Here is a 25,450-nt window from a genome sequence, read left to right as displayed (position 1 = left end):
ATCCTAGGATGTTCCCTAGAGCGTTCCGCCCAGCGGATCGACTTTTCCACCTTCAAGGAGACACAAGCATGAGCGTCAAACAACTGTTCGATCTGTCTGGAAAAACAGCCCTGATCACCGGAGGATCACGCGGTCTGGGCCTGCAAATGGCCGAAGCTCTGGGCGAGATGGGCGCCAGACTGGCAATCACCGCCCGCAAGGCCGACGAACTGGCGCAAGCCAAGGCACACCTGGAAGGTCTGGGTATCGAAGTGTTCACCTTCGCCAATGATCTGCAAAAGTTCGACGCGATTCCAGGCTTGATCGACGATGTACTGGCCCAGCTGGGCACCATCGACATTCTGGTCAACAACGCAGGGGCGACCTGGGGTGCCAAGGCCGAGGATTACCCGGACGAGGCGTGGAACAAGGTGATGAACCTCAACGTCTCAGCGCCTTTCTTCTTGTCACGCGAAGTGGCACGCCGCGTGATGATTCCCAGGGGCCAGGGCAACATCATCATCACCGCCTCGGTGGCGGCGTTCAAAGGCACACCACCGGGCATGAACACCGTGGCCTACAACACCTCCAAAGCCGCCGCCGTGCATCTGGCGCGCACGCTGGCATCGGAATGGGGTCCGTACGGCATCCGCGTCAATTCCATTTGCCCGGGCTTTTTCCCCAGCAAGCTGGCAAGCGGCCTGATCGACAAGCTGGGTGACCAGCTCATCGCACGTGCTCCGCTGCGCCGCATTGGTGGCGAAGAAGATCTGAAAGGTGCGGTGGTTTATCTGGCGTCTGACGCTTCACGCCACATGACAGGTCAGGCGCTGGTGCTCGATGGTGGCTCCAGTCTGATTTAAGAATCACCAAAAATAAGAGCTGTCAGCGCTTTCCCATCAAGCACTTCAAATACAAAACTATCTGAAGTGCTTGATTTCATTGCGTTAGCAGCTCATTTTTTCTACGCACCAGTAGATAAAGTCAAATAAAAAAAGCGCAGCCCGTAGCTGCGCTTTTCACATATACCGACTGGTCGGGTTAGAGATTACTTGGCGGTATTGACCACCGTGATCTTGCCGTCTTTCACAGCGCCACCACGCTCCCTGGTCAGCGTGCCGCCCGCCGCATCGACGCCCAGCACACCACCCGGGTTAACTTCGGCAGACAGCCCTTTGTACGCAGCGTCCAATTTGGCATGAATGGCTGTGGCATCGCTGGCCGAGCCAGCCAGCTGCATGGCCTTGGCCGTGGCATGTACTGCGCTGTAGTTCCACAGCGCTTCAGAGCCCGGCACACGCGCATTGAACTTTTTGCCAAAACGCTCAATGAAGGCCTTGTTCACCGGTGATGGATCGGCCGAGACGGGCAACACGCCAATCGCACCTTCCAAAATGCCCGTGCCGCCCACCACACGCGCCATCTCATCGAGCTTGGCCTGGTCCATCACCATAAAGCCGCCCTTGAAACCCAGTTCACGCGCTTGCTTGACCACCAGCGCGGTGGGCTCGGACGCACCGCCTACAAACAGCACATCGGGCTTGGCGGCCAGCGCCTTGCTCACACCGCTATAAAAATCGGTGGCGCGGTTGTAGCTCATCGGGTTTTCGGCCACCACCGTGCCCCCCAGCTTTTCCCAGCCCGGCTTGAATGCCGCAGCCCACGCCTTGGCGTAGTCATGGTCTGCGCCCACCAGCGCCACCTTCTTGCCGTATTGCTCCATCAGGTATTTGGAAAACGGCTCGATGTAGGTGGTGAATTCAGGCGGAATACGCAGCGTCAGCTTGTTGCCGCGGTTGGTGATTTGGGGCACCGAGCTGTAGGCCAGCACGATGAAGTTATTGCGCTCATTGGTCGTCTGCGCGGCAAAAATACCGCCCGAGTGCGGCACCAAGATTGCCGCCGTCTTGTGCTGCTGCACCAGACGCTGCGCGTTGATGGCTGTCTCGGAAGGGTTGTATTTATCGTCCAGCGCAACGATCTCGAACTTCACCTTCTTGCCACCCACTTCCAGGTTGGCTGCGTTCAGCTCATCGGCCGCAAGCAGCATGCCGTCCAGGGCATTTTTCCCGTACTGCGCAGCACCGCCGGACAGCGGGCCAGAGTAGCCAATTTTGATCACGTCCTGCGCCATGGCCGGACCTGCAAACACGGCGGCACAAGCCAGTGCCAAAGTGCCCAGCTGGCGACGATTCAATCGAGAAATTGCACGCATGGTTGTCTCCTTTTATATGGGTGGTATTGCGTTGCCTAAATCAGAAAAACCGGTACTCCAAAGGCCCCGCAGCGGTGATACAGCTGCCGTGATGGAAGGCGCTCACTGCCACGAAAGATGCCTGCGTTAAGCACCGATGTATGCCTTGCGAATCGAGTCATCGGCCAGCAATTGTTCGGGCTTGCCTTCACGCACAATGCGCCCGCTTTCCATCACGTAGGCACGGTGTGCAATCTTCAAAGCTGCAAAGGCGTTTTGCTCTGCCAGCAGCACCGTGGTGCCACTTTGGTTGATGCGCTGGATCACCTCAAACATCTGCTTGATCACCAGCGGGGCCAGGCCCAGCGACGGCTCATCGAGCAGCAGCACTTTGGGCCGGCCCATCATGGCGCGGCCAATCGCCACCATCTGCTGCTGGCCACCCGACAGAGAGCCGGCAGCGTCATCTTTCTTTTCACGCAAGATGGGAAAGAGCGCGTACACCTCTTCCAGAATGCGCTTGCTGGGGCCTGTATCTCCACGGTGCACGTAGGCTCCGAGCTCCAGGTTCTTTTGCACACTCATGTGTGCAAACAGCTTGCGCCCCTCGGGGCACTGCACCACACCCGCTTCAACAATGGTGGAGGGCTTGCTGCCCACCAGTTCCTGTGCTCCCCAGGTGATGGAGCCGCCCGCAGCTTTGTGGATGCCACTGGCTGTCAAAAACAGCGAACTCTTGCCTGCGCCGTTGGCACCCAGCAGTACCACCAGCTCGCCTTTGTCTGCATGCAGGCACACCTTGTCGAGCGCTAAAAAGCTGCCGTACTTCAGCGAGACGTTGTCAAATTTCAGCATGCTCGCTCCCCAGATACGCATCAATCACCGCAGGGTTGCGGCGGATTTGTGCGGGTGTGCCTTCGGCAATTTTTTCACCGTAACTGAGCACCAAAATTTTGTCGGCCAGACTCATGATCATGTTCATCTTGTGCTCAATCAGCGCCACCGTCATGCCGTGTTGAACAAACTTGCGGATCAGCTCCGCCAGGCCCTCGGTTTCTTCTGGATTCACGCCCCCGGCGGGTTCATCCAGCAGCAGCAGCTTGGGGTCGGTGGCCAGCGCCAGCGCAAAGGCCACGCGCTTGCGCTCTTCTTGTGTGATGTCGCCCGCCAAGCGGTGGGCAATGTGGGACAGGCCCACAAAATCCAGTGCCCCACGCGCTTTTTCGCGGCAGACACGCTCTTCTTCGCGCAGCCGGCTGGAGCCGCGCAGCACGTCCCACAGACCGGATTGCGTGCGCAAACGGTGACCGACAATAAGGTTGTCCAGCACCGACGCTTTATCAAACAGCGAGGTGGTCTGAAAGGTGCGTGCCACGCCCAGCTTGGCCACCTGATCGGGGCGCAGTGACGTCACGTCCTGCCCGTTGAAGGTGATGGTGCCGCTGGTGGGCTTGTGCATGGAGCTGATCAGGTTGAAGAACGTCGTCTTGCCTGCACCGTTGGGCCCGATGATGGCGTTGATCTTGCCAGCCTCAATCACGGTGCTGACGTCGTTGACCGCTGCCAGCCCGCCAAACTTCTTGGTGAGTTTTTCAATCTTGAGCATGGGGCTTGCCCTCCTTTGCATCGCGACGCGCACGCCACGCCAGAAAACTACCCACAATGCCGTAGGGCAGAAAGATGACCAGCGCCACCAAAATGGGGCCAAACACAATAAAACGGTACTCCTGCAGGAACTGCAGCGACTGCGTCAGCCACGGCATGCCAATGGCTCCCAGCAACGGGCCCAGCACGGTTCCAAGGCCACCCACCATGGCAAAAATCATCATGTCAAAGGTGTGGTGCACACCGGCCATGTCCGGCCCGATAAAGCGCACAAAACCCGCATACAAACCGCCGGAAATGCCTGCGTAGAACACGCTCAGCATGAAGGCCAGCATTTTGTTGCGCATGAGGTTGATGCCCAGCGCTTCGGCCAGCTCGTCACTGTTGCGGATCGCAATGAATGTGCGTCCCAGCAGCGATTTGACGATGCGCCGCATCACCCACACCAGCACCACCAATATGAAGAGCACCAGGTAATACAGGCGCAAAGGTGTGTCGAATGTCAGTCCACCAATGGCCTCCGGCTCCGGAATGCCCATGATGCCCACCGTGCCGTGGGTCAGGCCGTCCCACTTTTCGATCACGAGAAACATGATGTAGCCCACGCACAGCGTGAAGATGGAGAAGTAGTGCCCCTTCAAGCGCAGTGACACCAGACCAATGAAGTAGCCCAGCACTACGCAGATGACCCCCGACATCAGCAGCGAAGCCCAGAAGGTCCAGCCGTGGTCCACCGTCAAGATGCCTACGGTGTAGGCACCGACCGCCATGAAGCCAGCGTGCGCCAGATTCAGCTGGCCGGTGTAGCCCGTAATCAGATTCAAGCCCAGTGTGGCAATGGCAAAAATATAGGCCGTGCTCATCACGGTGAGGTGGTAGTCATTGCCCGCAAGCCACGGGAAAGCCAAGCTGGCGGCCAGCAACAGCCCCCAGGCCCATTTGCTATCGATAAAGCCTTTCATCTCAGCGCCCCTTCTTTGCAAACAGGCCCTGTGGGCGCATCGACAAAATGACCACCAGCAGAACAAAAGCAATGATGTCCTTGTAGTCGGTGGAGATGTAGTAGGCACCGAAGCTCTCGGCAAAACCAATGATCAGCCCACCCAGCACCGCGCCAGGAATGCTGCCCATGCCACCCAAAATAATGATCACGAAGGCCTTGGTGATCACCAGATGACCCATCGCCGGATACACCAAGTTGATGGGGGCATACAGCGTTGCAGCCAAGGCCGCCAGTACGCCAGAGATGGCAAACGTCATCATGGCAACACGGTTGGCATCAATCCCCACCAGCGATGCACCCTCGCGGTTTTGCGCCATGGCAACAATGGTGGAACCGATGACCGTCCGCGTCAGAAACAGATGCAATGCCACCATCAGCGCAAAGGCTGCACCAATGATCAGCAGACGCTGCGCAGGCACGGTCAGCTCCCCCATGGAGACGATACTGGTGTAAGGCGTTGGCATGCGCTGAAAGTCAGCACCCCACAGCACTTGCGCGCCGGCTTCCAAAAACAGCAGCAGACCAATGGAAGCAATCTTGGGGTGCAGGGGCGAAGCGTTGCGCAGCGGGTTAAATACCAGCCGCTCGCTCAAGATACCGAGCACGGCCACCGTCACCGCGGCCATCAGCATGGCTGCCCAGTAGCCCCAGCTCCACGCGACCATGGCGTGTAAAGCAACAAACGCACCGATCATGTAAAAACCGCCGTGCGCAAAGTTAGGCACATGCAAGATGCCGTACACCAGCGTCAGGCCCAGCGCCACCAGCCCATAGATTCCGCCCAATGTCAGGCCATTGAGCACTTGCTGCAAAAAAGCGTCCATCACACTCTCCCGCTGCATTGGCCGCACTGCATTACTGCGGTGAGCACCTTGGTGTTGTCATGCATCCCTGTCTCCTTGTCTGTTTTGGCAGACCCGTGTTTCCACCGGCTGTAAGTTCAGCGTAGGGCGACAATTTGCAAATAACCAGCGGAAAATTCCGCTGTGCGGAACTTGTCGGGCAAACCCCGAGAGATTTGATAAGCGGTGAGTAACGCAGTTGACGCGCGCTGCGGGAAAACCTTATGAGGGTAATGACGGTGGCGTGTCAGGACTTGAGGGAAAGCGCAAAATCATGGCCTATGAGCGATACACCCACCACCTTGCGCCAACAGCTGCAACAACTGGAAGTCGAACTGCGCGCGGCTTCGTTGTGGAGCGCACAGCCCCCCTCCCAAGAGGCCATGGCGTCCACCATGCCCTTCATGTACGACACCTTGCGCATTGAAGAATGGCTGCAATGGGTCTTTGTGCCGCGCCTGCATGCCTTGCTGGATGCTGACGCAAGCCTGCCCGGCAACTGCAGCGTGCACCCTCTAGCCGAACACGAGTGGACCAACCGGCTGCCCAGCGGCACCCATGCCCAGGCCTTGAAACTGCTGGCCGACATTGATGCCACGCTGAGCAAAGATTGATCTTGCCGCGAGCGCGCCGCCCCTACCGGGAGCGCGCGCATTCGCTTGCAGCCCAGCCACCAAGCGCGGGCACTGGCCGCATGAGTTTTGTGTCCTGCTAAGCCTGATTAAGACTGCTCTGCCGCGTTTCGCCGGGACTGCAGGTCCAAGGCCTTGGCACAGCTGGCGGCCAGCAGCAAGATGGCTGAGGTGACATAAATCCACATCAGCACCACCACCAGCGAACCTGCTGCGCCGTAGGCAGAAACCACCGCCGCCGTGGACAGGTACCACGCCAGCGCCTGCTTGCTGATGGTGAACAAGATTGCGCCCACCATGGCACCCAGCACCAGATGCCGCAGTCGGGGTTTGCGCCCCGAACCAATGCGCATCAGCCCGACAAACAGCAGCGTGATCACCACAAATGAAACGCCTTCATTGACCAGACTGATCAAGGCTCCCGGTGGCTCCATATCCAGCCATGTGCCTGCCAGCTGCGTGAACATCTGAATGGCCGTAGACAACAGCATGGCCACCAGCATCAAAAAACCCACCACCAGCACATAAGCCAGCCCGCGCAAGCGCAAGGTGGCCAGTTTCCACCAGACCTTCTGTGGCGGTGCAGGCTCTGTACTGCCCAGTTGCCACAGCTTGTCGAGCGCGTTTTGCAACTCAACAAACACCCCGGTCGCCCCAGACAACAGCAGTACAAAGGCGATGAGCGAAGCCAGCCGTCCCTGTGCAGGGGCCTGTGCACTGGTCATGGCAGCTTGCACCACGCTGGCACCGCGCTCACCCATCACATCACGCACTTGATCAAGTACCGTGTTTTCCACCACGCTGCGGTCCATCCACCAGCCCAGCAAGCCCACGATCAGCAGCACCAGAGGGGACAGGCTGAGCAGGCCATAAAACGTCATGGCTGCGCTCATTCGCATGCCATCGGCCTGCAGCCACAACTGCACCGCATCAATCAGCGGCTGAACAGGTTGAAGCAGGGACTTGCTGCGCTGCAGCCAGGAAGAAGAGCTTGTAGCCATCCCCGATTGTGTCGCCAACTGCGGCGTGCACGCTGTCAGCCCATGCCGATCGCTGAGAAGTCACCTGCGCTTCTCGCGCATTTGCGACCTGTGGTGCCACGCTGCTCATTCAGGGCCGCTCTGGTTTTAAAGAAGCGGCTGCCACCCTCACGAGCCTGGGAAATAGCGCTGCTTTGGCGCACAGAGCGGGTTTGGAGCGCCCAAGGTCCGCCACTCGGTACGCTTGAACGCGGCGTAGCGGCAAGGGCTTATTCCATCTGCATCAAAGACTTATGGGATGCCCCGCTTGGCACATGCATGTGCGCAGGTCGGGCGCAATCTTGCATATGCGAAAAACAAGTAACTAACTGCGGAAAACTTCTTTTACTTCACCAGCCGCAACAGCTCCAATCCCTCTCTTTGTAGAGAGGCCCGCGACGATGGCACAGATGTTGCACCAGCTGCCGGACCTCAACGTGTGGAGAGATGAAATGTCGGTTGCATGGAAAAGGCGTCAATTTTTAGGGGCCATCGGCGCGACCATGGCCTGCATAGCGGGCACCAGCTGGGCGGCCACAACTAACTGGCCCACCAAGCCCATCAAGCTGGTTGTGACATTTCCCCCGGGCGGCTCCAGCGACATTGTGGCGCGCCTGCTGGCACCCAAGCTGGGCCAAGTGCTGGGACAACCCATCGTCATTGAAAACAAACCCGGCGCGGGCTCTTCCATCGGTGCCAGTTTGGTTGCACACAGCGCAGCCGATGGCTATACCCTGCTGGTGTCCAACTCTGCAGCGCTCTCGATTGCGCCGCACCTGATCACCCCTGCGCCCTACCACCCCGTCAATAGTTTTCAGCACCTGGGCTATATCGGTGCGGTGCCTACCGTGTTTGTGGTGCACCCCTCGGTGCCGGCCAATACTTTCGCCGAACTGGTGCAATGGATTCGTGCGCAAAAGCAGCCCGTAGCATTTGGCAGTGGTGGTGCCGCATCTGTGGGCCACCTGGTGGGCGAGCAATTTGCCCAAACCCTGGGTCTGCCCATGATGCACGTGCCGTACCGCGGGGCTGGCCCCATGCGCTCGGACCTGATCAGCGGGCAAATCCTGCTGGCGATTGATGCGCTGCCCCAGAACATTCCTCTGGCGCAAAGCGGCAGGCTCAAGGTGCTGGCGGTGACCTCGTCCCAAAGAACTGCCTCTGCGCCTGACGTGCCGTCTATTGCGGAGCTGGGCTACCCGGAACTGGCGGGAGATAATTTTGTCGGTATCTCTGCACCCGCAGGGCTGTCTGGCGCCATCTCCGCACGCATCACCGATGCTGTGCGCCAAGCGTGCAGCGACCCGCAAGTGCACCAGGCTTTGCTGCAACAAGGCTTTGCCTTGCAAAACCTGGATGCGCAGCGCTTTACCCAGATGGTGCAAACCCAGTTTCAGACCTGGGGGCCGATTGCACGCCGCACCGGCGCTGTCATCTGATCTTTTCTGACCAACCCTTGCATGCCACGCATGGCGCTCGCGTCCTGCGCGGCATGCCTTTGAGAGACTGGCATGACTGCTTCTTTCCGCACCGCTGTGGTGCTGTTCGGCCCCAAGGGGCAAGGCAGCTTTAATGAATCAGGCCTGCGTGGCGCCAGCCAGGCGCGCGCTGCAGGCTTCGATGTCGATGTGCACTGGATTGCGCCCTTGTCTGCGCAGGAGCGCGCCCACGACATGCTGCACCTGTGCGACAAAACCTACGATCTGATCGTGGCCCATGGGGGCCAGGGCGATGGCCCTGTGGCACTGCTGGCTGCGCAGTATCCCGGCCAAGCGTTTGTGGTCACCCAGGGCAGCCATCAGGCAGCCAACGTGGCCCGCTATGAAGTCTTGCAGGAGCAGTCCGCTTTTCTGGCCGGGGTGCTGGCAGCCCACACCACGCAAACGGGTGCTGTCGGCCATTTCTCCGGGGAGAAAGTGCCCCCGGGATTGCGCGGCCGTGCCGCCTTTGCCAACGGCCTGCATGCCGCTGGCTTTGCCGGTCATTTCGCGACGCAGTTTTGCGGCCACCAGCACCGCCCCGACTGGGCACGCCAGTGTGTCAGCGACATGGCACAGCAGACCCAGATCGACACCTTGTTCGCCATGATCGATGGCGGCCGCCCCGGCGTAACGGCAGCCTGCCGCCAGCATGGCATTCAGCAAATTGGCAACGTTCTGGACTGGGTAGAGCGCGACCCGCAAGTGTTCATCGCATCGGCCATCTGCGACTCTGGCGCAGCCATTCATGCGGCCATCAAAGACTTTGCACAATCGAGCCTGCCGCTGGGCGGTTACCGGGCCTTTGGTCTGGAGTCCCCCGAGCTGGTGCGACTGGTTTACAGCCCGCGTGTGCCGTCCAGCGCCAAAGCGGCGGTCGATGGTTTTGCAGCGCGTATTTTGCGCGGGGAAATCGATACGCTGCAGCCCTACGATGGCCCAGAACACCCGCTGCCCGAGGTGAATGCCACACACGACGAGGCCACGCCCACGCCCACGCCCACGTCCTGAATCCGCAGCCGCAGGATGTTCAAACAAAGCTGCCAGCGCCTACCTGATAAGCGCTGGCAGCTTTTTGCTGAAACCTTTGCAGCCTTTACAGAGACTGCCCCAGCTTGCGCAAGAAGTGTTCGCAATGCTCCAGCTGCGCGATGTCCACATATTCATTGGCCTTGTGGGCCTCGGAAATCGCCCCCGGCCCGCAAACCACCGTAGGCACCCCAGCTTGCTGAAACAGACCTGCCTCGGTGGCATACGCCACTTTGCGCTGCGCACGGTCACCCGTCAGCGCACGCACCAGTTCGCTGATGGCTTCGCCTTCCGCAGCATCAAACGATGGCGCACCGGCCAGCGATTCAAATTCAATCCGTGCATCGGCAAATTCCTGGCGCATGCGAGGCAGCAACTCTTGCTGCACATACGCCTCGACCTGCTGCTGAATGCCCTCGGGCGCAATGCCCGGCAGGTTGCGAAACTCATACGCAAACTCGCACAGCTCGGGCAGCGTATTCACTGCAATGCCGCCTCGGATCTGGTTGGTCGTCATGGTGGTGTAGGGCACGTCGAAAAAGCGGTCATACGGCCCATTTGCCTTGAATGCATCTGCCAGATCGCGGATGCGGCAAATCAGGCGGGCCGCATATTCAATGGCATTGCTGCCACGCGGTGTCAGCGAGGAATGCGCCGCCTTGCCATGCACCCTGCAACGCCACACGTTAATGCCTTTGTGGGCCACCACGGGCTGCATGCTGGTGGGCTCGCCCACAATGCAGCCATCCAGGTGCTGGCCTTGCAGCTTGAGCTGCGCCAGCATGATGGGGGCGCCGACACAGCCCACCTCTTCGTCATACGACAGCGCAAAGTGCAAGGGCTTGCTGCGGGGCATGGCCAGGAACTCTGGCACCAGGGCGAGTCCTGCAGCAATAAAGCCTTTCATGTCGCAGGTGCCACGGCCATACAACTTGCCCTCGCGCTCGGTCAAGGCAAACGGGTTCGTGTCCCACTGCTGCCCATCCACGGGCACCACATCCGTGTGGCCGGACAAGACAATGCCGCCTTGGGTGCTGCCGTCTTGGGCTGGCAACGTGGCAAACAGGTTAGATTTGGCTCCATCCGGTGATTTGAACAACTGCACGTGCACGCCCTGCGCCATCAACGCATCGCGCACGTGTTCAATCAAATTCAAGTTGGAGTTGCGACTGGTAGTGTCAAAGGCCACCAGAGTTTGCAGCCAGCTGCGGGTATTGGGTGTAGACATGAACGATGCTTTGCAATGCGCTTGGCGGCACAGTGCCAAGCTGTTCAATGAGTGTACGTGCCCGTCACCAGCCCTCGCTGCGACAGCGGCTTTGCAAGCGCAGACCGCTTCTGCCGCCGGGCAAAACCTCCACTTCCCGGGAATATCCCTACTGCTCTGGATTACTTTCCACCTGCCACGGCTTCCACACTCGTTTACAGCCTGATAAGCTGGCGTCCGTTTTCTGCCCATGGAGTGATGGCAGAAAACCTTCTGGAATGGCTCCTTGCACTGAGGCAGCACTTCCAAGCAGCATCGCTCCGATTCTTTTACAGGCCCAACATAACAAGCCAGCAGTCCGCGCACGTGGGCTCGGTTTGGAAAGTCCTTCATGACAAACATTCACATGCTGAACTGCGTGGATGGGCCGCTGCTTCGGCTGCGCACCTAAGCCTGCAGGTCAGCGATTTCTTTCGCTCACCCCTCTGAACCACTCACTTTTTCTACATCTGCTGATGCATCGCTGCGGCGGTACATTGCGTCGTGGCTGCTTGCGCGTTGTCGCTGCTGGCAACGGGTGTATCCAATTACCACTGAACCCAAGGAGGGTCGCGTATGCGCGTCCTCACACCGTCTGATTTTCATCCCGCTGAAAAAGCCTTTACCTGCCAGCAAGCGTATGTTTTGCGCACCCGCCACTGGACAGGCAATAACCTGTGGAGCCCCCACCCCGTGCTGGAGGCCCAGTTGCTCGACATGGACGACAGTCAGTGGCCGCAGCTGGAAGAAATGCTGCACGCCCTGCTTCAAGCCGTCGCCTTGCCTGATCGCGTCTGCCAGTGCCTGCCGCTCATTAACGGCCGTGGCACAGTGGTGCTGGAGGCCAGCGAAGCGCCCTTAGGCCGCTGCGTACTGCAACAGGCACTGGAATTGCTGGCACTGACATCGATTGAGCGTGCCCAGCAATGGACGGGTGCCCTGGGCCGTATTCGCCACGTGGTCGATGAGGAGTGCCTGGGCCCCAGCACGGCCTGCATTGCCAATGCCGCCATACAGCGCAACCTGCCCGCATATCGCATGTTTCCCAAAGGCAATCTGGTGCATCTGGGCATGGGTGCCGCACAACAGCGCATCTGGACTGCGGAGAGCGATTTGACCGGTGCCATCGCGCAAGACATCGCTGCAGACAAGGCCCTCACCAAACGCCTGCTGTCCAATGCGGGCATTCCTACCCCGCAAGGTGACATTGCCAGCTCGCCTGCACAGGCCTGGCATCTGGCGCAACGCCTGGGGGTGCCCGTGGTGGTCAAGCCGCTGGACGGCAACCGTGCGCGCGGCGTGAGCCTTGATCTGATGGACCAGGCTTCCGTCGAAACCGCCTGGCAGTTGGCCAAACGCGAAGGCACTCAGGTGCTGGTGGAACGCTGCATCCGCGGCCATGAGCACCGTGTGCTGGTCGTTGGCGAGCAGGTGGTTGCAGCCACACGCGGCCAAACCCTGGCTGTAGAGGGCGATGGCCTGTCCACCATCATCGAACTGGTCGAAGTGCAGATCAATCAGCACCCGCGCTGCCTGATCGATATGACGCTGGAACGCATTGAGCTGTCCAGCAACGCCAAAATTCAGGTCGAACTGCAACGCCAGCAGCTGCATGACCAATCCATTCCTGCTGCGGGCCAGGAAGTGGTCTTGCTGCGCACCGGCAACCTCACCGTGGATTGCACCGACGAAGTGCACCCTGATATTGCGCACCACGCCATCATGGCGGCCCGCACCATCGGGCTGGACATTGCAGGCATTGACATGGTGGTGCAAGACATTCGCCAGCCCCTGCTGGCGCAAGGTGGCGCTATTGTGGAAGTGAATGCAGGCCCAAGCCTGCTCATGCATCTGTACCCCGTGCACGGCAAAGCCCGGGCTGTGGGTGAAGCCATTTGCAGCCACCTGTTCCCGCAGCCAGAAGATGGCCGCATTCCCCTGACCGGCATCCTGGCCAGCAATGCGGCGGGCCTGCGCATCGGGCAGACACTGGCCGCCTGGCAGCAGGCTCAGGGCCACCATGTCGGCATGGCCAGCGGCGACACCATGTATCTGCAAGGCCAGCGCCTGCTGCAGCCTTCCAGCCAGTCACCCTCTGCGGGCGAGCGTGTGCTGATGCACCGCGCCGTCACTGCGGCGGTGGTTGCACAAGACATGCTCACCGCCATGCAAGCTGGCTGGGCCTACGCCCAGTGCGATATGGCCATCATCTGTCCTGAGGAATCGACTCTGGAAGCCAGCATGCAGCAACGCATTTTGGCCACACAGCTGCGTACAGTGCGCCCCGGAGGCATCGCCGTCTTAAGCACCGGCAGTGCACAGCTGGAAAGCTTGGCGCTGACGTGTCCGGGCAAAATCATCTGGGTCAATGCAGATGAGCAGCACCCGCTGCTGCAGTCACACCGCCGCGTGAATGGCTGCGTGGCTTTCCTGCGCAATGGCCGGGTGGTGTGTGCACAGGGCACAGAGGAAGCCTATATGCCCATGCCACAAAGCATTGGTGACTGGAGCTTGCCTGAATGGCTGGCCGTCGCAGCAGCTGGCTGGGCCATGCACTGGCCATTGGCCGTGCTGGAAGTGATTGCCCAGCAAGCCAGCGACTCCAAACATTGAAGCTGCAAAACGCTTTTCAGTTCTTGATCGCTACCAGCACAGCCTCCGCCTGCCTCAGAGTCCTTGTGGCTTGAAGGTGGGCGTTGGCTTGCAAAGTTCTTTTCAGGCCTGCGCCTTCAAGCTTTCCATATCGATCACAAACCGATATTTCACATCGCTCTTGAGCATGCGCTCATAGGCTTCGTTGATGTCCTGCATGGCAATCATCTCGACATCGGCGGTAATGCCATGTTTGCCACAAAAATTCAGCATCTCCTGTGTCTCGGCAATCCCGCCAATCACAGAGCCAGCAATGGCTTTGCGCCCCAGCACCAGAGTGACCGTGTTGATGGCCGGTTCTTGCTGACCCAGAAAACCTACCAGCACCAGCGTACCGCCGGTGGCCAGCGTGGCGGTGTAGGCGTTCAAGTCATGGGCATACGGCACCGTGTCAATGATCAGATCAAATTGCCCGCTCACTGCCTTCATTTGCGACCTGTCGGTGCTGATCACCACACGGTCTGCGCCCAGACGCTTGGCGTCCTCTTCTTTTCCAGCAGAGCGGCTGAACAAGGTCACATGCGCCCCGAGCGCCTTGGCCAGTTTCAAGGCCATATGTCCCAGGCCACCCAGGCCCACCACCGCAACGCTGCTGCCCGCGCCCACATTCCAGTGGCGCAGTGGTGACCAGGTCGTGATACCCGCACACAGCAAAGGCGCTGCTCCCTTTAAATCCATGTTCTGAGGCAGCTTCAGCACAAACTCCTGACGCACCACGATGCGCTCGGAATACCCACCTTGGGTGGGGCTGCCGTCGATACGGTCTGTGCTGTTGTAGGTGCCAGTCATGCCGTTTTCACAGTATTGCTCCCACCCCTTGGCGCATGCCCCGCAACTGTGGCAGCTGTCTACCATGCACCCGACGCCCACAGCATCGCCCACTTTGAACTGGGTGACTGCACTGCCTACAGCAACCACACGCCCGACAATTTCATGGCCCGGCACGGTGGGGTAGACCGTGCCACCCCAATCATTGCGCGCGGTGTGCAAATCAGAGTGGCACACGCCGCTGTAGAGGATGTCGATCACCACATCGTTGGCACGCGGATCGCGGCGCACAAAGTGGAACAAACCCAGGGCACTGGTGGGAGAGTGTGCGGCGTAACCGCGCGTGGCTTGAGACATGGTGGGACAGCTTTCAAACAAAAATTGTGAGATGTGACCTACAAGCATTCGCTGCTCTGTGTGATTGGTACGCTACACATTCTCTTTAGCATTGGGCATCAATGGTTTAACACGAATGCCCATCCGATATTTATGCAGCAACGCCTTCCTACACGCCACGCCCTTGGTCTAGTTTTTCTGTCACTCGGAGTGCTGTGGCTGACCGCATGCGCGAGCAAGCCCGTAACCGAAAATGTCCCCCCGCCGCGCATTGACCAGCTGATGCAGCAGCCCGTAGGTGATGCCCCCCAGAACATGCTGGACTGGAGTGGCACCTACCAGGCCGTCCTGCCTTGCAACGCTTGCCCCGGAATTGCCATGAGTGTGCAATTGCGTGAAGACCACACCGCCGTGGTGCGCGAGCGTAAGCTGGGCAGCGACATTGAAAAAGCCCCCGACCAAACCTACAAAGGTGCCTTTTACTTTGACTCCCCCCATGGCAGCCTCATCACCCTGAGCACCTCTGCACAAGAGGCACCTGCTTACAAATTCTGGGTTTCCGAAGGCTGGATTGAGCTGCGAGAGCGCAGCACCGGCAATGCCCTTCCCCAAAGCAGCATGTACCGCCTGCGCAAAACCAGCCAGCCGTCCAATTAGCGGCGGCGACAAGGTAGCAGCAAATACTCAGCTGCTACCGGATTTCAATTGGTAACAATTGCTACACTTCGAATTCTCTGCGTGCCAAGGCGCGCTCCACCGGGTTGACAACCAGCGCAGGCCTACTGGCCACCGCGCTTGCCGAGAGAAGAAGTTCATGCGATTTGCACCATTGACGGCCATGGCCGCTACCCTTGTTTTGGCCGGCTGTTTTGAGGAAGCGTCACTGCCCGAAACCCTCATGTTCCCGCCAGGGCTGGATATCACTTACCGAGGCAAACCCGCCAAGCTGTATGGCACCTCGCAATGTGCACAAGGTCAGCTGACGGGCAATTCCTGTCTGATTTTTCCACCGCACCAACCTTCTGCCACCGGCGTCATCCTCAGCGACCAGCGTGTTTATCAGGTACAGCTCACCGCCCGCCAGGACCCCAAGAACCCCGTGCTGTTTATTGTGGAAGACGAGCAGGCACGCCGCATTTTGAGCACGACAGGCCGCCACGATGAATACGGCAACATCGACATCCGGCCCGACATTTAAGCGCCACCAGCGCTAATTGCATCCAGCACTGGCAGTCAATGCATTCGTGCTCAGATCTCCGCGTACTGGTGTGGCCGGGAAATACTTTTCCATGGCATGTGCTGCGCATTACCCATGCACTGCAATGTCACCCTGGCGTGTCACGCTCGGTGAAAGAGCTAACACTTGCGGCGGTCAATGAGCAAGACTGAGCATCCTTGCATGCACATGAACGACCACCCTGTCAGCTGGCCACAAAAAAGGCCGCATCAGCGGCCTTTTTTGGTGTCAAGTCGATCACCCTAAATTGGGTGCCAAGAAGCGGCGCAGCGCCTCGATGTCCATGCCACGGCGCTCGGCCATATCGGCCAGTTGGTCTTCACCAATCTGACCCACATTGAAATAGCTCGCTTCAGGGTTGCCAATGTAAAAGCCGCTCACACTGGATGCCGGGTTCATGGCCAGACTCTCGGTCAGCGTCATGCCAATTTCTTCGGCTTGCAGCACTTTGAACAAATCAATCTTGGCCGTATGGTCTGGGCATGCCGGGTAACCGGGCGCAGGGCGAATGCCCTTGTATTGTTCTTTGATCAGTGCCTCATTGCTCAGTGCTTCATCCGCAGCGTAACCCCACAGGTCTTTACGCACACGGGCATGCAGGCATTCGGCAAAGGCTTCGGCCAAGCGGTCGGCCAGGGCCTTGAACATGATGCCGCTGTAGTCGTCCAGAGCGGCTTCAAATTCTTTGTCTTTCTTGTCTGCACCAATACCTGCGGTCACAGCAAACAAGCCTGCGTAGTCCGCAATGCCGCTGTCTTTGCTGGCCACAAAATCAGACAGACAGCGGCTGGGTCGCATCACACCGTCTACCGCCTGTTTTTCGGTTTGCTGGCGCATGCCGTACCAGGTCATCAGCACCTCGGTGCGTGATTCATCGGTATAGAACTCGATGTCGTCACCCACGCGGTTGGCAGGGAAGATGCCCATCACGCCATTGGCTTGCAGCCAGCGGCCTTCAATGATTTTCTTGAGCATGCGCTTGGCATCGGCTTGCACGCTGCGCGCCTGCTCACCCACGATCTCGTCGTCAAGTATTGCCGGGTAGGGGCCCGCCAAATCCCAAGTCTGAAAGAAGGGGCCCCAGTCGATGTATTCAGCCAACTCGGCCAGGTCAAAGTTCTTGAACACACGGCGGCCCAGCACACGGGGGGTGACAGGTGTGTGTTTAACCACCGCTGCGTTGGCACGCACTTTGTCCAGCGGCCACAGCGGTGTCTTCTTTTTATTGGCGTGCTGGGTGCGTACTTTGTCGTAGTCAGCATTGAGCTCGCTGAGGTAGCTGTCTTTGCCCTCGCCCAGCAGGCTTTGCGCCACGCTCACACTGCGCGAGGCATCAGGCACGTAGACCACGGGGCCTTCGTAGTTGGGCGCAATCTTGACAGCCGTATGCACCCGCGAGCATGTCGCGCCACCAATCAGCAACGGAATCTTCTTGATGCGGAAGTAGTCATCCTTGTGCATTTCACCGGCAACGTACTGCATCTCTTCCAGGCTGGGCGTGATCAGGCCTGACAGGCCAATGATGTCAGCGCCCTCCGCCTTGGCGCGTGCCAAGATTTCGTGGCAAGGCACCATGACGCCCATGTTGATGACATCAAAGTTATTGCACTGCAAGACCACGGTGACAATGTTCTTGCCAATGTCGTGCACATCGCCCTTGACGGTAGCAATGACGATCTTGCCCTTGCTGGTCACGTCAAGACCGGCTGCTTCCTGCTGGCGCTTTTCTTCTTCAATGTAGGGCACCAGGTGCGCCACCGCCTGCTTCATCACGCGGGCGGATTTGACTACCTGGGGCAAGAACATCTTGCCCGCACCAAACAGATCACCCACTACGTTCATCCCGTCCATGAGTGGGCCTTCAATCACGTGCAGCGGGCGGCCACCGCCCTGCACCACCAAGGCCTGATAGGCCTCTTCGGTGTCCTGGGTGATGAAGTCGGTAATGCCATGTACCAGCGCGTGCGACAGGCGCTCGCCAAAGGTCTTGGGATGCTCGGGCGTGCCGCGCCACTCCAGCTTTTTGCTTTCGTCCTTGGCACCGCTCTTGGCGCTGTCGGCAATCTCGAGCAGGCGCTCGGCAGCATCTGGGCGGCGGTTGAGCACCACGTCTTCCACGCGCTCACGCAGGTTCGCTTCCAGGTCGTCGTACACGCCCACCATGCCGGCGTTGACAATGCCCATGTCCATGCCCGCCTGAATGGCGTGGTACAGAAACACGGTGTGGATCGCTTCGCGCACGGGGTCGTTGCCCCGAAACGAAAATGACACGTTGGACACGCCGCCCGAGACCTTGGCTCCGGGCAGATTCTGTTTGATCCAGCGCACGGCTTCGATGAAATCGACGCCGTAGTTGCTGTGCTCTTCAATGCCCGTGGCCACGGCAAAGATGTTGGGGTCAAAAATGATGTCTTCAGGCGCAAAACCGACTTCATCCACAAGGATGCGGTAGGCACGCTCGCAGATTTCGATCTTGCGCTCGTAAGTGTCGGCCTGCCCTTTTTCGTCAAACGCCATCACCACGGCAGCAGCGCCGTAGCGCTTGACTAATTTTGCGTGTTTCTTGAACTCGTCAACGCCCTCTTTCATCGAGATCGAATTGACAATGCCCTTGCCCTGAATGCAGCGCAGACCGGCCTCAATCACCTCCCATTTAGAGCTGTCCACCATGATGGGCACGCGCGCAATATCGGGTTCCGAGGCAATCAGATTCAGGAAGCGCACCATGGCGGCCTTGCTGTCCAGCATGGCCTCGTCCATGTTCACGTCAATAATCTGCGCGCCGTTTTCCACCTGCTGGCGGGCCACGGCCAGCGCTTCTTCGTACTGTTCGTTCAGAATCAGACGGGCAAAGGCTTTGGAGCCTGTGACGTTGGTGCGTTCACCCACGTTGACAAACAGGGTGTCCTCACCAATGAAGACGGGCTCCAGGCCCGACAGGCGCATGGGGGGAATCGTATGGGGGGCAGCGGCAGCAGTCATCGCACTCACCTGTGTGAACAATCAAAACCAAACGGAAGACAGGTGAACGCAGTTGCATGCGAGCGGCTGCGCGTACGGCAGCCGTCGGCCCAAGCCTGACAGCGGTACCAAAGTGGCACACGCGCTGCTGCAGCGCTCCTTGGGGCGAAACCACTGATTTTACGGCGTACAGCCGTGCTGGTGCACCCGGCAAGCGCTATGCCAGTGCACGGCAGCGGAGCTGGCTTGAAAGTCCAGGCCAAATAGACGTTTAGCGCTTACCTAATAAGCACCAGTAGCTATCAAAAATGAATTATGCGTGCTGCGGCAACAACTGCGCCGAGGCGGGCAGACCAAAGATACGGTCAAAACTCCAGTTGAAAACAAAGGTGTAGAGCATGAAGAAAACCAGCAGACCGGCTTCCATGACCGTGGCTTCCCACAACGAAATGCTGAACCACCAGGCCATCAACGGAATCAGCATGGCGGCAATACCACCTTCAAAACCCACGGCATGCGCAATGCGGCGCAGCAGTGAACGCCCCTTCTTGGTTTGGCGCAGCTCCCATTTCTCAAACAGCCAGTTGAACGTGATGTTCCAGGCAATGGCGATGGTGGATGCAGCCACCGCCATGCCGCCAGAAGCGCTGGCGTCCTGACCAATCGCCATGAACAGCAGACTGGCACAAAGAATGGCAATGAGCTCGTAAAGACCAACAAAAACAACGCGGCGCTTGGCGCCCTGCAGGCCTGTAGCCTTGGGTGTATGAACTGACATAAGCCCGACAGTTTATGTATAGAAAATGGATGATAAAAGTTAGGTTCTTTCAGTTTTTCTGATAAGTTGCGCGCCATGTCCTTTCCACCCGAGCAAGTCCCGCTGTTTCTGGCCGTACTCGATACGGGCTCGTTCTCTGCCGCTGCGCGCAAGCTGGGCCGTGTGCCTTCAGCGATAAGCATGGCCATGGGCCATCTGGAAGCCGAACTGGGCCTGCAACTGTTTGACCGCACCGGGCGCGAGCCACAACCCACTGCCGCTGCGCGGGCCCTGGAGCCGCAGGCCCGCCTGCTGGCCCAGCAACTGCAGCAGCTCAACCAGCAAGCCCTGGCCTTGCATGCCGGGCTGGAAAAACGATTGACGCTGGCAATTGCCCCCGAGTTGCTGGCCACCGCGTGGGCCGAGCATTTGCAGCCTGTGGTGGAGCAGTTCCCGGCGCTGGTGGTCGAGGTGCTGGTCGCCCCGCAGGCCGACGCGCTGGAATTGCTGCATGCAGGCCGTGCGCAGCTCGCGCTGGTATTTGAGCGCCCCTCTTTCGATGCACGCGAAGACTTTCAGGAACAAGGCGCCGAAACCTTGGTAGCAGTGATGTCTACCCGCCACCCGCTGTGGACACAGTTGCAGGCACAAGGCGGTGCACACATCGACATGGCGCAACTGGCCGCCAGCAGGCAAATTCTGGTGGCCAGCCGCGACCCCTCCCTGACCGATACACGCTTTGTGTTCTCGCACCACCTGTGGCGTGCCGACAGCCACGGCGCAGCACGCTCCCTGATTGCCGCAGGCCTGTGCTGGGGCTGGCTGCCGCACAGTTTTGTAGAGCCCCACATTCACAGCGGCGAGCTGGTGCAGATTCCGCTGTCCAACCTGAGCAACGGCACACGACTGTTTGTCGACTGGGTATGGTCCAAAGAGCGCCCTCTGGGGCTGGCGGCTGCGTTGTTTGTGCAGCAGCTGCAATTGCCACCTGCCAAGACTTGAGGCAGTTGCAAACCGAAATGGCTTCTAGCGCCGGTACAGCAAGCGCTAGAAGCTATCAAAAGCACTGCCCCCACACTTGGGCCTGCGCACTGTTTTGCACTACAGTCAGCGCGTGACTTCCGCCATCCCTCCAACGTCTGCCCTGCCCATCCCGCCAGCAGCGCCCAGCCACACAGAAGGCGCGACTGGCAACGCCAGTGCAGGCGGGCCCAACTTTGCGGCCAGCGCCCAGGCAGCCACACAGGGGAATGCGTCTGCGCCGCCCAGCAACACCAGTACTGCCAGCAGCGGGCAGGCCAGCACACCAGCGCCCAGTTCAGCACCAGCAGCCAATACAGCAGCACCCGCTGCGCCCACCGCCCCAGTAGCGCCTGCCAGCGGCATAGCCAGCGCGGCGCAGGTGGCACAGATTGTGGCGGCCACGCAGGCGGCACTGTCCAGCAGTGTGAACCTGTCGCCCCAGGCGCAGCAGGCCGTCAAAATGGACGCTTTCAACCAGCTTGTGGCCAACTTGGTTAACCACATCCAGTCAGGCAGTGCCACCTTGCCGGCCAACTGGCCAGCTGCTGGTGTCAGCCCACAGCTACAGGCTTTTGTGACGGCCTTGCTCCAGCAAGCCACTGCCAGCCAGCCACTGCCGCAGCAATTGGTCAGCCTGCAGGCATGGCCTACGGCACTGACCAACGCTGTGCTGCAACTGGCCGGGCAAGCCGCCACTGCGGGTAACTTGTCCCCTGCCCTGGCTGCCACAACAGCCCAAGCCGCGCAGGCAGCTGCCACGGACAAAACGGACATTCGCCTGCCCCAGCTGCAGAACTGGCTGGTGCAGCAAGGCTCTGTGCAAGCGGCCGATGGCGAACGCAGCTTTACCCTGACCTTGCGCGTACCAGTGGCCTGGGCACAGGCACAAGCAGCACTGGGCACCGCCCTGCCCGCTGGTGCCAGCCCGGCAGCAGCAGGCTTGTCCACCATCCCCGGCCTGCTGTCCGGCACACCCGGTGGTTTCAGCTTGGGTGGCCTGCTGGCACTGCCTTTTGCGGGCAGTGTGCAGCAGTTGAGCAGCGGCAGCATGGGGCTGGTGATGCAGCCGCAGCTCTTGCCCGGCTCTGCGGCGGCTGTTGCGGCGCAAGCCATGCGTACCAGTGCCATTTTGCAGCTGGAATTTCAACCGCTGGCGCAGGCCGCACAGAGCGCGCAGATGGCCTCGGTTTACATGCCCGCTCACATGCTGCCGCAGGATCTGCAAGCCATGATTCAAGGGCGCAGCACTGATCCGTGGCTGCTGATGGCGCAGGCCGAGGCCGAAGGCCACAACAAAAAACAGCCCCGCAACGCCAATGAACAGGCCAACTTCTGCAACCGCGCTGGCTGTCAGTACCAAGGCCGGGCCATTTGCGCGCAGCCTTTTTGTGCAGAGATGAACTACCTGTGGTCAATCGACCGGGCGCAGCGGCGCACGCTCTAAGGCCTCTTACGCATCACTGCTGGCGTGGTATTGCTGCACGGCGTGCATCAGGTCTTGCACATGGCTGGCCACACTGCTGCCTTCGCGCAGCAGCATGTAACGCGGGCGCACGGCCCAGTTGTCTCTTAACGCAATCTGTCGCAAATGCTGCCGGGTACTGCTACGCAGTGCGGCACTTTCAGGCACCACAGCAATGCCCACGCCAGCAGCCACCATGCGGCACATCGCATCAAAACTGGCCAATTGAATGCGCAGCTTGAGGGTGTGACCCAGCTGCTGGCCCATCGTGCCCAGAAAAGTTTGCAAGGTACTGCTGCGATGCATGCCCACAAAGTGCTCATGTAGCACATCCGCAAAGCCCCGCGCCTCGACCCCCTGCCAGCGGGCCTCATCGGGCGTCACCAGCACCAGCCGATCGGTGCTGAAGTGCACGCTGGTCAGGCCATGCATGTCCACCTCGCCCGCAATGATGCCCAAATCCGCCCGGCCTTCGCGGATGTCTGCAGCAATGTCGGCATTCGGGCGCTCCTGCAAGTCCACACTGATGTGGGGATGCGCCATCAGGTAGGCCGCCAGAATGTCGGGCAAAAAATCAGTCACTGCCGTTGTGTTGGCAAACACACGCACGTGGCCGCGCAGGCCTGCCCCGTACTCCTGCAAGTCAGCCTCAAGCTGCTGCGCCTGCTGCAGCATGGCACGGGCGTGGAAGAGAAAAGCCTCCCCCGGCGGCGTCAGTCGCACACCCCGAGCCTCTCGAATCAGCAAAGGCATGCCCGCTTCTTCCTCCATGGCTTTGATGCGCGCACTGGTCGCTGCCAGTGACAAGAAACACTGCTCGGCCGCCTTAGTCAAACTGCCTGTTTTGGCCACTTGCACAAACAGCACACAGTCTTTTAATTCGAGTTTCATAGGGTGTCCGGGTTAGTACGGATAACGCCAAGCCTTTTGAAAAACTGAAGGCTTACTTGCAAAAACTGTGATTGTAGAAAGCATTGGCCACGTCCAAGATGCATTGCAACAGCGTGTCAGCAATGGCTGGCGCCACCCTCACCAAGCACCACATTGGCCATGAGCAAGACGACCCCATCTCCTCTGATTGATGCCACCCAGCTGGCACACCTGCAAACGTGGCAAGGCCGCAGCGACATATCAAGCGACCTTATCACCCCTGCGCCTTTACGCGCTTTGTCGGCCACGCTTGACCGTGATGATGCGCCCGTGGTGCCCGGCAGCACCGTGCCACCGCTGTGGCACTGGCTGTACTTTCTGCCCCATGCCCGCCAAAGCGAGCTGGGGGCTGATGGCCACCCCCAACGCGGCGGTTTTCTGCCGCCGGTACCCCTGCCCCGTCGCATGTGGGCTGGGGGGCGTATGCGCTGGGAGCCGGGCAACCCGCTCCAAGTGGGCCAAGACGCTGAGCGCGTTTCCACCATCCAGTCTGTGCAGCACAAAACAGGTCGCTCGGGGGAGTTGCTGTTCGTGCAGGTTGAACACCGCTTTGGCAATGCCGATGGCCTGTCGCTGGTGGAAGAACACGACATCGTCTACCGCCCAATGGCTTTGCCCGGAGAGCCAGCCCCTGCCCCGCAAACGCCGCCTCTGGCTGGCCAGCAGCAATGGTCTCGCGTGATCACGCCCGATGACGTGCTGCTGTTTCGCTACTCCGCACTCACCTTCAATGGTCACCGTATTCACTATGACCGCAAATACGTGACCGAAGTCGAAGGCTACCCCGGCTTGATCGTGCATGGCCCCTTGATTGCCACGCTGCTGGTTGATCTGCTGCGCCGCAGCGACCCCAGCGCTCAACTGCAAAGTTTTGCTTTCAAGGCCGTGCGACCAACGTTTGACCTGCACAGCTTCAGCGTGCACGGCAAGCCTTCGGCAGATGGCAAGAGCGTGGAGCTTTGGGCGCAGGACCACGAAGGCTGGCTCACCATGCAAGCCACGGCCACGCTGGCTTGAAGCACCTTCAAAAGACACAAAAACAGACGCTTTCTGTGCTCACAGACAAAGCGCCAAAGGCACCAAAGGTTCGAAAAATGGCAATGATTGAAAAGACTCTGAGCAACAACCACCACGAAATTCGCGATGCGATCCGCGACCTGTGCAAGGCCTTTCCCGACGAGTATTTCCGCAAGGTGGACGAAGAACGAGCCTACCCTGAAAAGTTCGTCACCGCGCTGACCGAGGCGGGCTGGCTGGCGGCGCTGATTCCGCAGGAATACGGCGGCTCGGGTCTGGGTCTGACCGAGGCCTCGGTCATCATGGAAGAGATCAACCGCTGCGGCGGCAACTCCGGGGCATGCCACGGCCAGATGTACAACATGGGCACATTGCTGCGCCATGGATCGCAGGAGCAAAAAGACAGGTACCTGCCCAAAATTGCAACCGGCCAATGGCGCCTGCAGTCGATGGGCGTGACCGAGCCCACCACCGGCACCGACACCACCAAGATCAAGACCAGTGCGGTGAAAAAGGGTGACAAATACGTCATCAACGGCCAGAAAGTGTGGATCAGCCGTATCCAGCACAGCGATTTCATGATCTTGCTGGCGCGCACCACGCCGCTGGCAGAAGTGACCAAGAAGTCTGAGGGCATGTCGATCTTCATGGTGGATCTGCGCGAAGCCGAGAAAAAGGGCATGACCGTGCGCCCGATCCCCAACATGGTCAACCACGAGACCAACGAACTGTTCTTTGAAAATCTGGAAATCCCCGCCGAGAACCTGATCGGGGAAGAAGGCAAGGGCTTCAAGTACATCCTCGATGGCCTGAACGCCGAGCGCACGCTGATTGCTGCCGAGTGCATTGGTGATGGCTACTGGTTCATGGACCGCGTGACCCACTACGTCAAGGACCGGCAGGTATTTGGCCGCCCCATCGGCCAGAACCAGGGGGTTCAGTTCCCGATTGCCGAGACTTTTATCGAGCTGGAAGCGGCCAACCTGATGCGCTGGAAAGCGTGCGAGCTGTTTGACCAGCACGAGCCCATGGGAGCCCAGGCGAACATGGCCAAGTACCTGGCAGCCAAGGCCAGCTGGGAGGCGGCCAACGCCTGTCTGCAGTTTCACGGCGGCTTTGGCTTTGCCTGCGAGTACGACGTGGAGCGCAAATTCCGCGAAACACGCCTGTACCAGGTTGCGCCTATCTCCACCAATCTGATTTTTTCGTACGTGGCCGAGCACCTGCTGGGTCTGCCCCGTTCTTTCTGACATGGACAACCCCCTGTGCGGTTGCACCGC

Annotated in this window: 22 protein-coding genes and 1 riboswitch; of the genes, 11 read left to right on the top strand and 11 right to left on the bottom strand. The window is 59.5% G+C overall.

The annotated features are described in order from the left end of the window. The first annotated feature begins 68 nt into the window (after window positions 1–68). On the top strand, window positions 69–842 hold the full coding sequence (locus H9646_RS04030) for an SDR family oxidoreductase (RefSeq protein ID WP_191722052.1): 774 nt from the start codon (window positions 69–71) through the stop codon (window positions 840–842). A gap of 185 nt (window positions 843–1,027) precedes the next feature. On the opposite strand, the gene H9646_RS04025 is transcribed toward H9646_RS04030, so the two are convergent. The 5 genes from H9646_RS04025 to H9646_RS04005 all read right to left on the bottom strand — a co-directional run bounded on the left by H9646_RS04025 (window position 1,028) and on the right by H9646_RS04005 (window position 5,605). Continuing rightward, window positions 1,028–2,194 (bottom strand): ABC transporter substrate-binding protein, encoded by a 1,167-nt coding sequence (locus H9646_RS04025; RefSeq protein WP_191722051.1) that lies wholly within the window; start codon window positions 2,192–2,194, stop codon window positions 1,028–1,030. Window positions 2,195–2,320: 126 nt separating this feature from the next. Continuing rightward, window positions 2,321–3,028: an ABC transporter ATP-binding protein gene (locus H9646_RS04020; protein WP_191722050.1), complete on the bottom strand. Its 708-nt coding sequence runs from the start codon at window positions 3,026–3,028 to the stop codon at window positions 2,321–2,323. Then, window positions 3,015–3,779 (bottom strand): ABC transporter ATP-binding protein, encoded by a 765-nt coding sequence (locus tag H9646_RS04015; RefSeq protein ID WP_191722049.1) that lies wholly within the window; start codon window positions 3,777–3,779, stop codon window positions 3,015–3,017. The genes H9646_RS04020 and H9646_RS04015 overlap by 14 nt, the downstream gene beginning before the upstream one ends. Continuing rightward, window positions 3,766–4,740: a branched-chain amino acid ABC transporter permease gene (locus H9646_RS04010; protein WP_191722048.1), complete on the bottom strand. Its 975-nt coding sequence runs from the start codon at window positions 4,738–4,740 to the stop codon at window positions 3,766–3,768. The genes H9646_RS04015 and H9646_RS04010 overlap by 14 nt, the downstream gene beginning before the upstream one ends. A gap of 1 nt (window position 4,741) precedes the next feature. Then, entirely contained in the window at window positions 4,742–5,605 is an 864-nt protein-coding gene (locus H9646_RS04005) for a branched-chain amino acid ABC transporter permease (protein ID WP_191722047.1), read from the bottom strand. A gap of 299 nt (window positions 5,606–5,904) precedes the next feature. Here H9646_RS04005 and H9646_RS04000 point away from each other — a divergent pair, with 299 nt between their 5' ends. Beyond that, complete coding sequence (locus H9646_RS04000) at window positions 5,905–6,237, top strand: YqcC family protein (protein WP_191722046.1); 333 nt, start codon at window positions 5,905–5,907, stop codon at window positions 6,235–6,237. Between the two features lie 107 nt (window positions 6,238–6,344). Here H9646_RS04000 and H9646_RS03995 read toward each other — a convergent pair whose 3' ends face one another. Next, complete coding sequence (locus H9646_RS03995; RefSeq protein WP_191722045.1) at window positions 6,345–7,256, bottom strand: YihY/virulence factor BrkB family protein; 912 nt, start codon at window positions 7,254–7,256, stop codon at window positions 6,345–6,347. Between the two features lie 470 nt (window positions 7,257–7,726). Between H9646_RS03995 and H9646_RS03990 the strand changes: the two genes are divergently transcribed. Together H9646_RS03990 and H9646_RS03985 are read left to right on the top strand one after the other, a co-directional pair. After that, complete coding sequence (locus H9646_RS03990) at window positions 7,727–8,713, top strand: Bug family tripartite tricarboxylate transporter substrate binding protein (protein ID WP_191722044.1); 987 nt, start codon at window positions 7,727–7,729, stop codon at window positions 8,711–8,713. 72 nt (window positions 8,714–8,785) lie between these two features. Further along, the gene (locus H9646_RS03985) at window positions 8,786–9,763 is read left to right on the top strand and encodes a BMP family lipoprotein (RefSeq protein ID WP_191722043.1); all 978 of its coding nucleotides are present in this window, start codon (window positions 8,786–8,788) and stop codon (window positions 9,761–9,763) included. Window positions 9,764–9,848: 85 nt separating this feature from the next. On the opposite strand, the gene argE is transcribed toward H9646_RS03985, so the two are convergent. Further along, window positions 9,849–11,009, bottom strand: coding sequence for an acetylornithine deacetylase (argE, locus tag H9646_RS03980; RefSeq protein ID WP_191722042.1), 1,161 nt, complete (start codon window positions 11,007–11,009; stop codon window positions 9,849–9,851). Between the two features lie 594 nt (window positions 11,010–11,603). Here argE and H9646_RS03975 point away from each other — a divergent pair. Beyond that, window positions 11,604–13,640: an acetate--CoA ligase family protein gene (locus tag H9646_RS03975; RefSeq protein ID WP_191722041.1), complete on the top strand. Its 2,037-nt coding sequence runs from the start codon at window positions 11,604–11,606 to the stop codon at window positions 13,638–13,640. A 102-nt stretch (window positions 13,641–13,742) separates the two neighbouring features. Here the strand turns inward: H9646_RS03975 and H9646_RS03970 are convergent, their stop codons facing one another. After that, entirely contained in the window at window positions 13,743–14,804 is a 1,062-nt protein-coding gene (locus tag H9646_RS03970) for an NAD(P)-dependent alcohol dehydrogenase (RefSeq protein WP_191722040.1), read from the bottom strand. Window positions 14,805–14,936: 132 nt separating this feature from the next. On the opposite strand from H9646_RS03970, the gene H9646_RS03965 reads away from it, so the two are divergent. Further along, on the top strand, window positions 14,937–15,440 hold the full coding sequence (locus H9646_RS03965; RefSeq protein WP_191722039.1) for a copper resistance protein NlpE N-terminal domain-containing protein: 504 nt from the start codon (window positions 14,937–14,939) through the stop codon (window positions 15,438–15,440). 157 nt (window positions 15,441–15,597) lie between these two features. Further along, window positions 15,598–15,981 carry a hypothetical protein gene (locus H9646_RS03960; RefSeq protein ID WP_191722038.1) on the top strand — a complete coding sequence of 128 codons (384 nt, stop codon included), beginning with the start codon at window positions 15,598–15,600 and terminating at the stop codon, window positions 15,979–15,981. Between the two features lie 276 nt (window positions 15,982–16,257). Here the strand turns inward: H9646_RS03960 and metH are convergent, their stop codons facing one another. Continuing rightward, window positions 16,258–19,002 (bottom strand): methionine synthase, encoded by a 2,745-nt coding sequence (gene metH, locus H9646_RS03955; RefSeq protein ID WP_191722037.1) that lies wholly within the window; start codon window positions 19,000–19,002, stop codon window positions 16,258–16,260. Between the two features lie 37 nt (window positions 19,003–19,039). Further along, window positions 19,040–19,149, bottom strand: a riboswitch (S-adenosyl-L-homocysteine riboswitch). 145 nt (window positions 19,150–19,294) lie between these two features. Further along, window positions 19,295–19,759 (bottom strand): PACE efflux transporter, encoded by a 465-nt coding sequence (locus H9646_RS03950; protein ID WP_191722036.1) that lies wholly within the window; start codon window positions 19,757–19,759, stop codon window positions 19,295–19,297. Window positions 19,760–19,834: 75 nt separating this feature from the next. Here H9646_RS03950 and H9646_RS03945 point away from each other — a divergent pair, with 75 nt between their 5' ends. Next, a complete protein-coding gene (locus H9646_RS03945; protein ID WP_191722035.1) occupies window positions 19,835–20,740 on the top strand; it encodes a LysR family transcriptional regulator in 906 nt (301 codons plus the stop codon). Between the two features lie 112 nt (window positions 20,741–20,852). Beyond that, entirely contained in the window at window positions 20,853–22,205 is a 1,353-nt protein-coding gene (locus H9646_RS03940) for a hypothetical protein (protein WP_191722034.1), read from the top strand. Between the two features lie 6 nt (window positions 22,206–22,211). On the opposite strand, the gene H9646_RS03935 is transcribed toward H9646_RS03940, so the two are convergent. Beyond that, entirely contained in the window at window positions 22,212–23,114 is a 903-nt protein-coding gene (locus H9646_RS03935; RefSeq protein WP_191722033.1) for a LysR substrate-binding domain-containing protein, read from the bottom strand. Between the two features lie 159 nt (window positions 23,115–23,273). Between H9646_RS03935 and H9646_RS03930 the strand changes: the two genes are divergently transcribed. After that, window positions 23,274–24,170, top strand: coding sequence for an FAS1-like dehydratase domain-containing protein (locus tag H9646_RS03930; protein ID WP_191722032.1), 897 nt, complete (start codon window positions 23,274–23,276; stop codon window positions 24,168–24,170). Window positions 24,171–24,253: 83 nt separating this feature from the next. Continuing rightward, entirely contained in the window at window positions 24,254–25,420 is a 1,167-nt protein-coding gene (locus tag H9646_RS03925; protein WP_191722294.1) for an acyl-CoA dehydrogenase family protein, read from the top strand. Window positions 25,421–25,450 lie beyond the last annotated feature (30 nt).

This window comes from Comamonas avium (assembly GCF_014836675.1).
Lineage (GTDB): Bacteria > Pseudomonadota > Gammaproteobacteria > Burkholderiales > Burkholderiaceae_C > Comamonas > Comamonas avium.
This window is presented reverse-complemented; position numbering and strand designations above follow the sequence as displayed.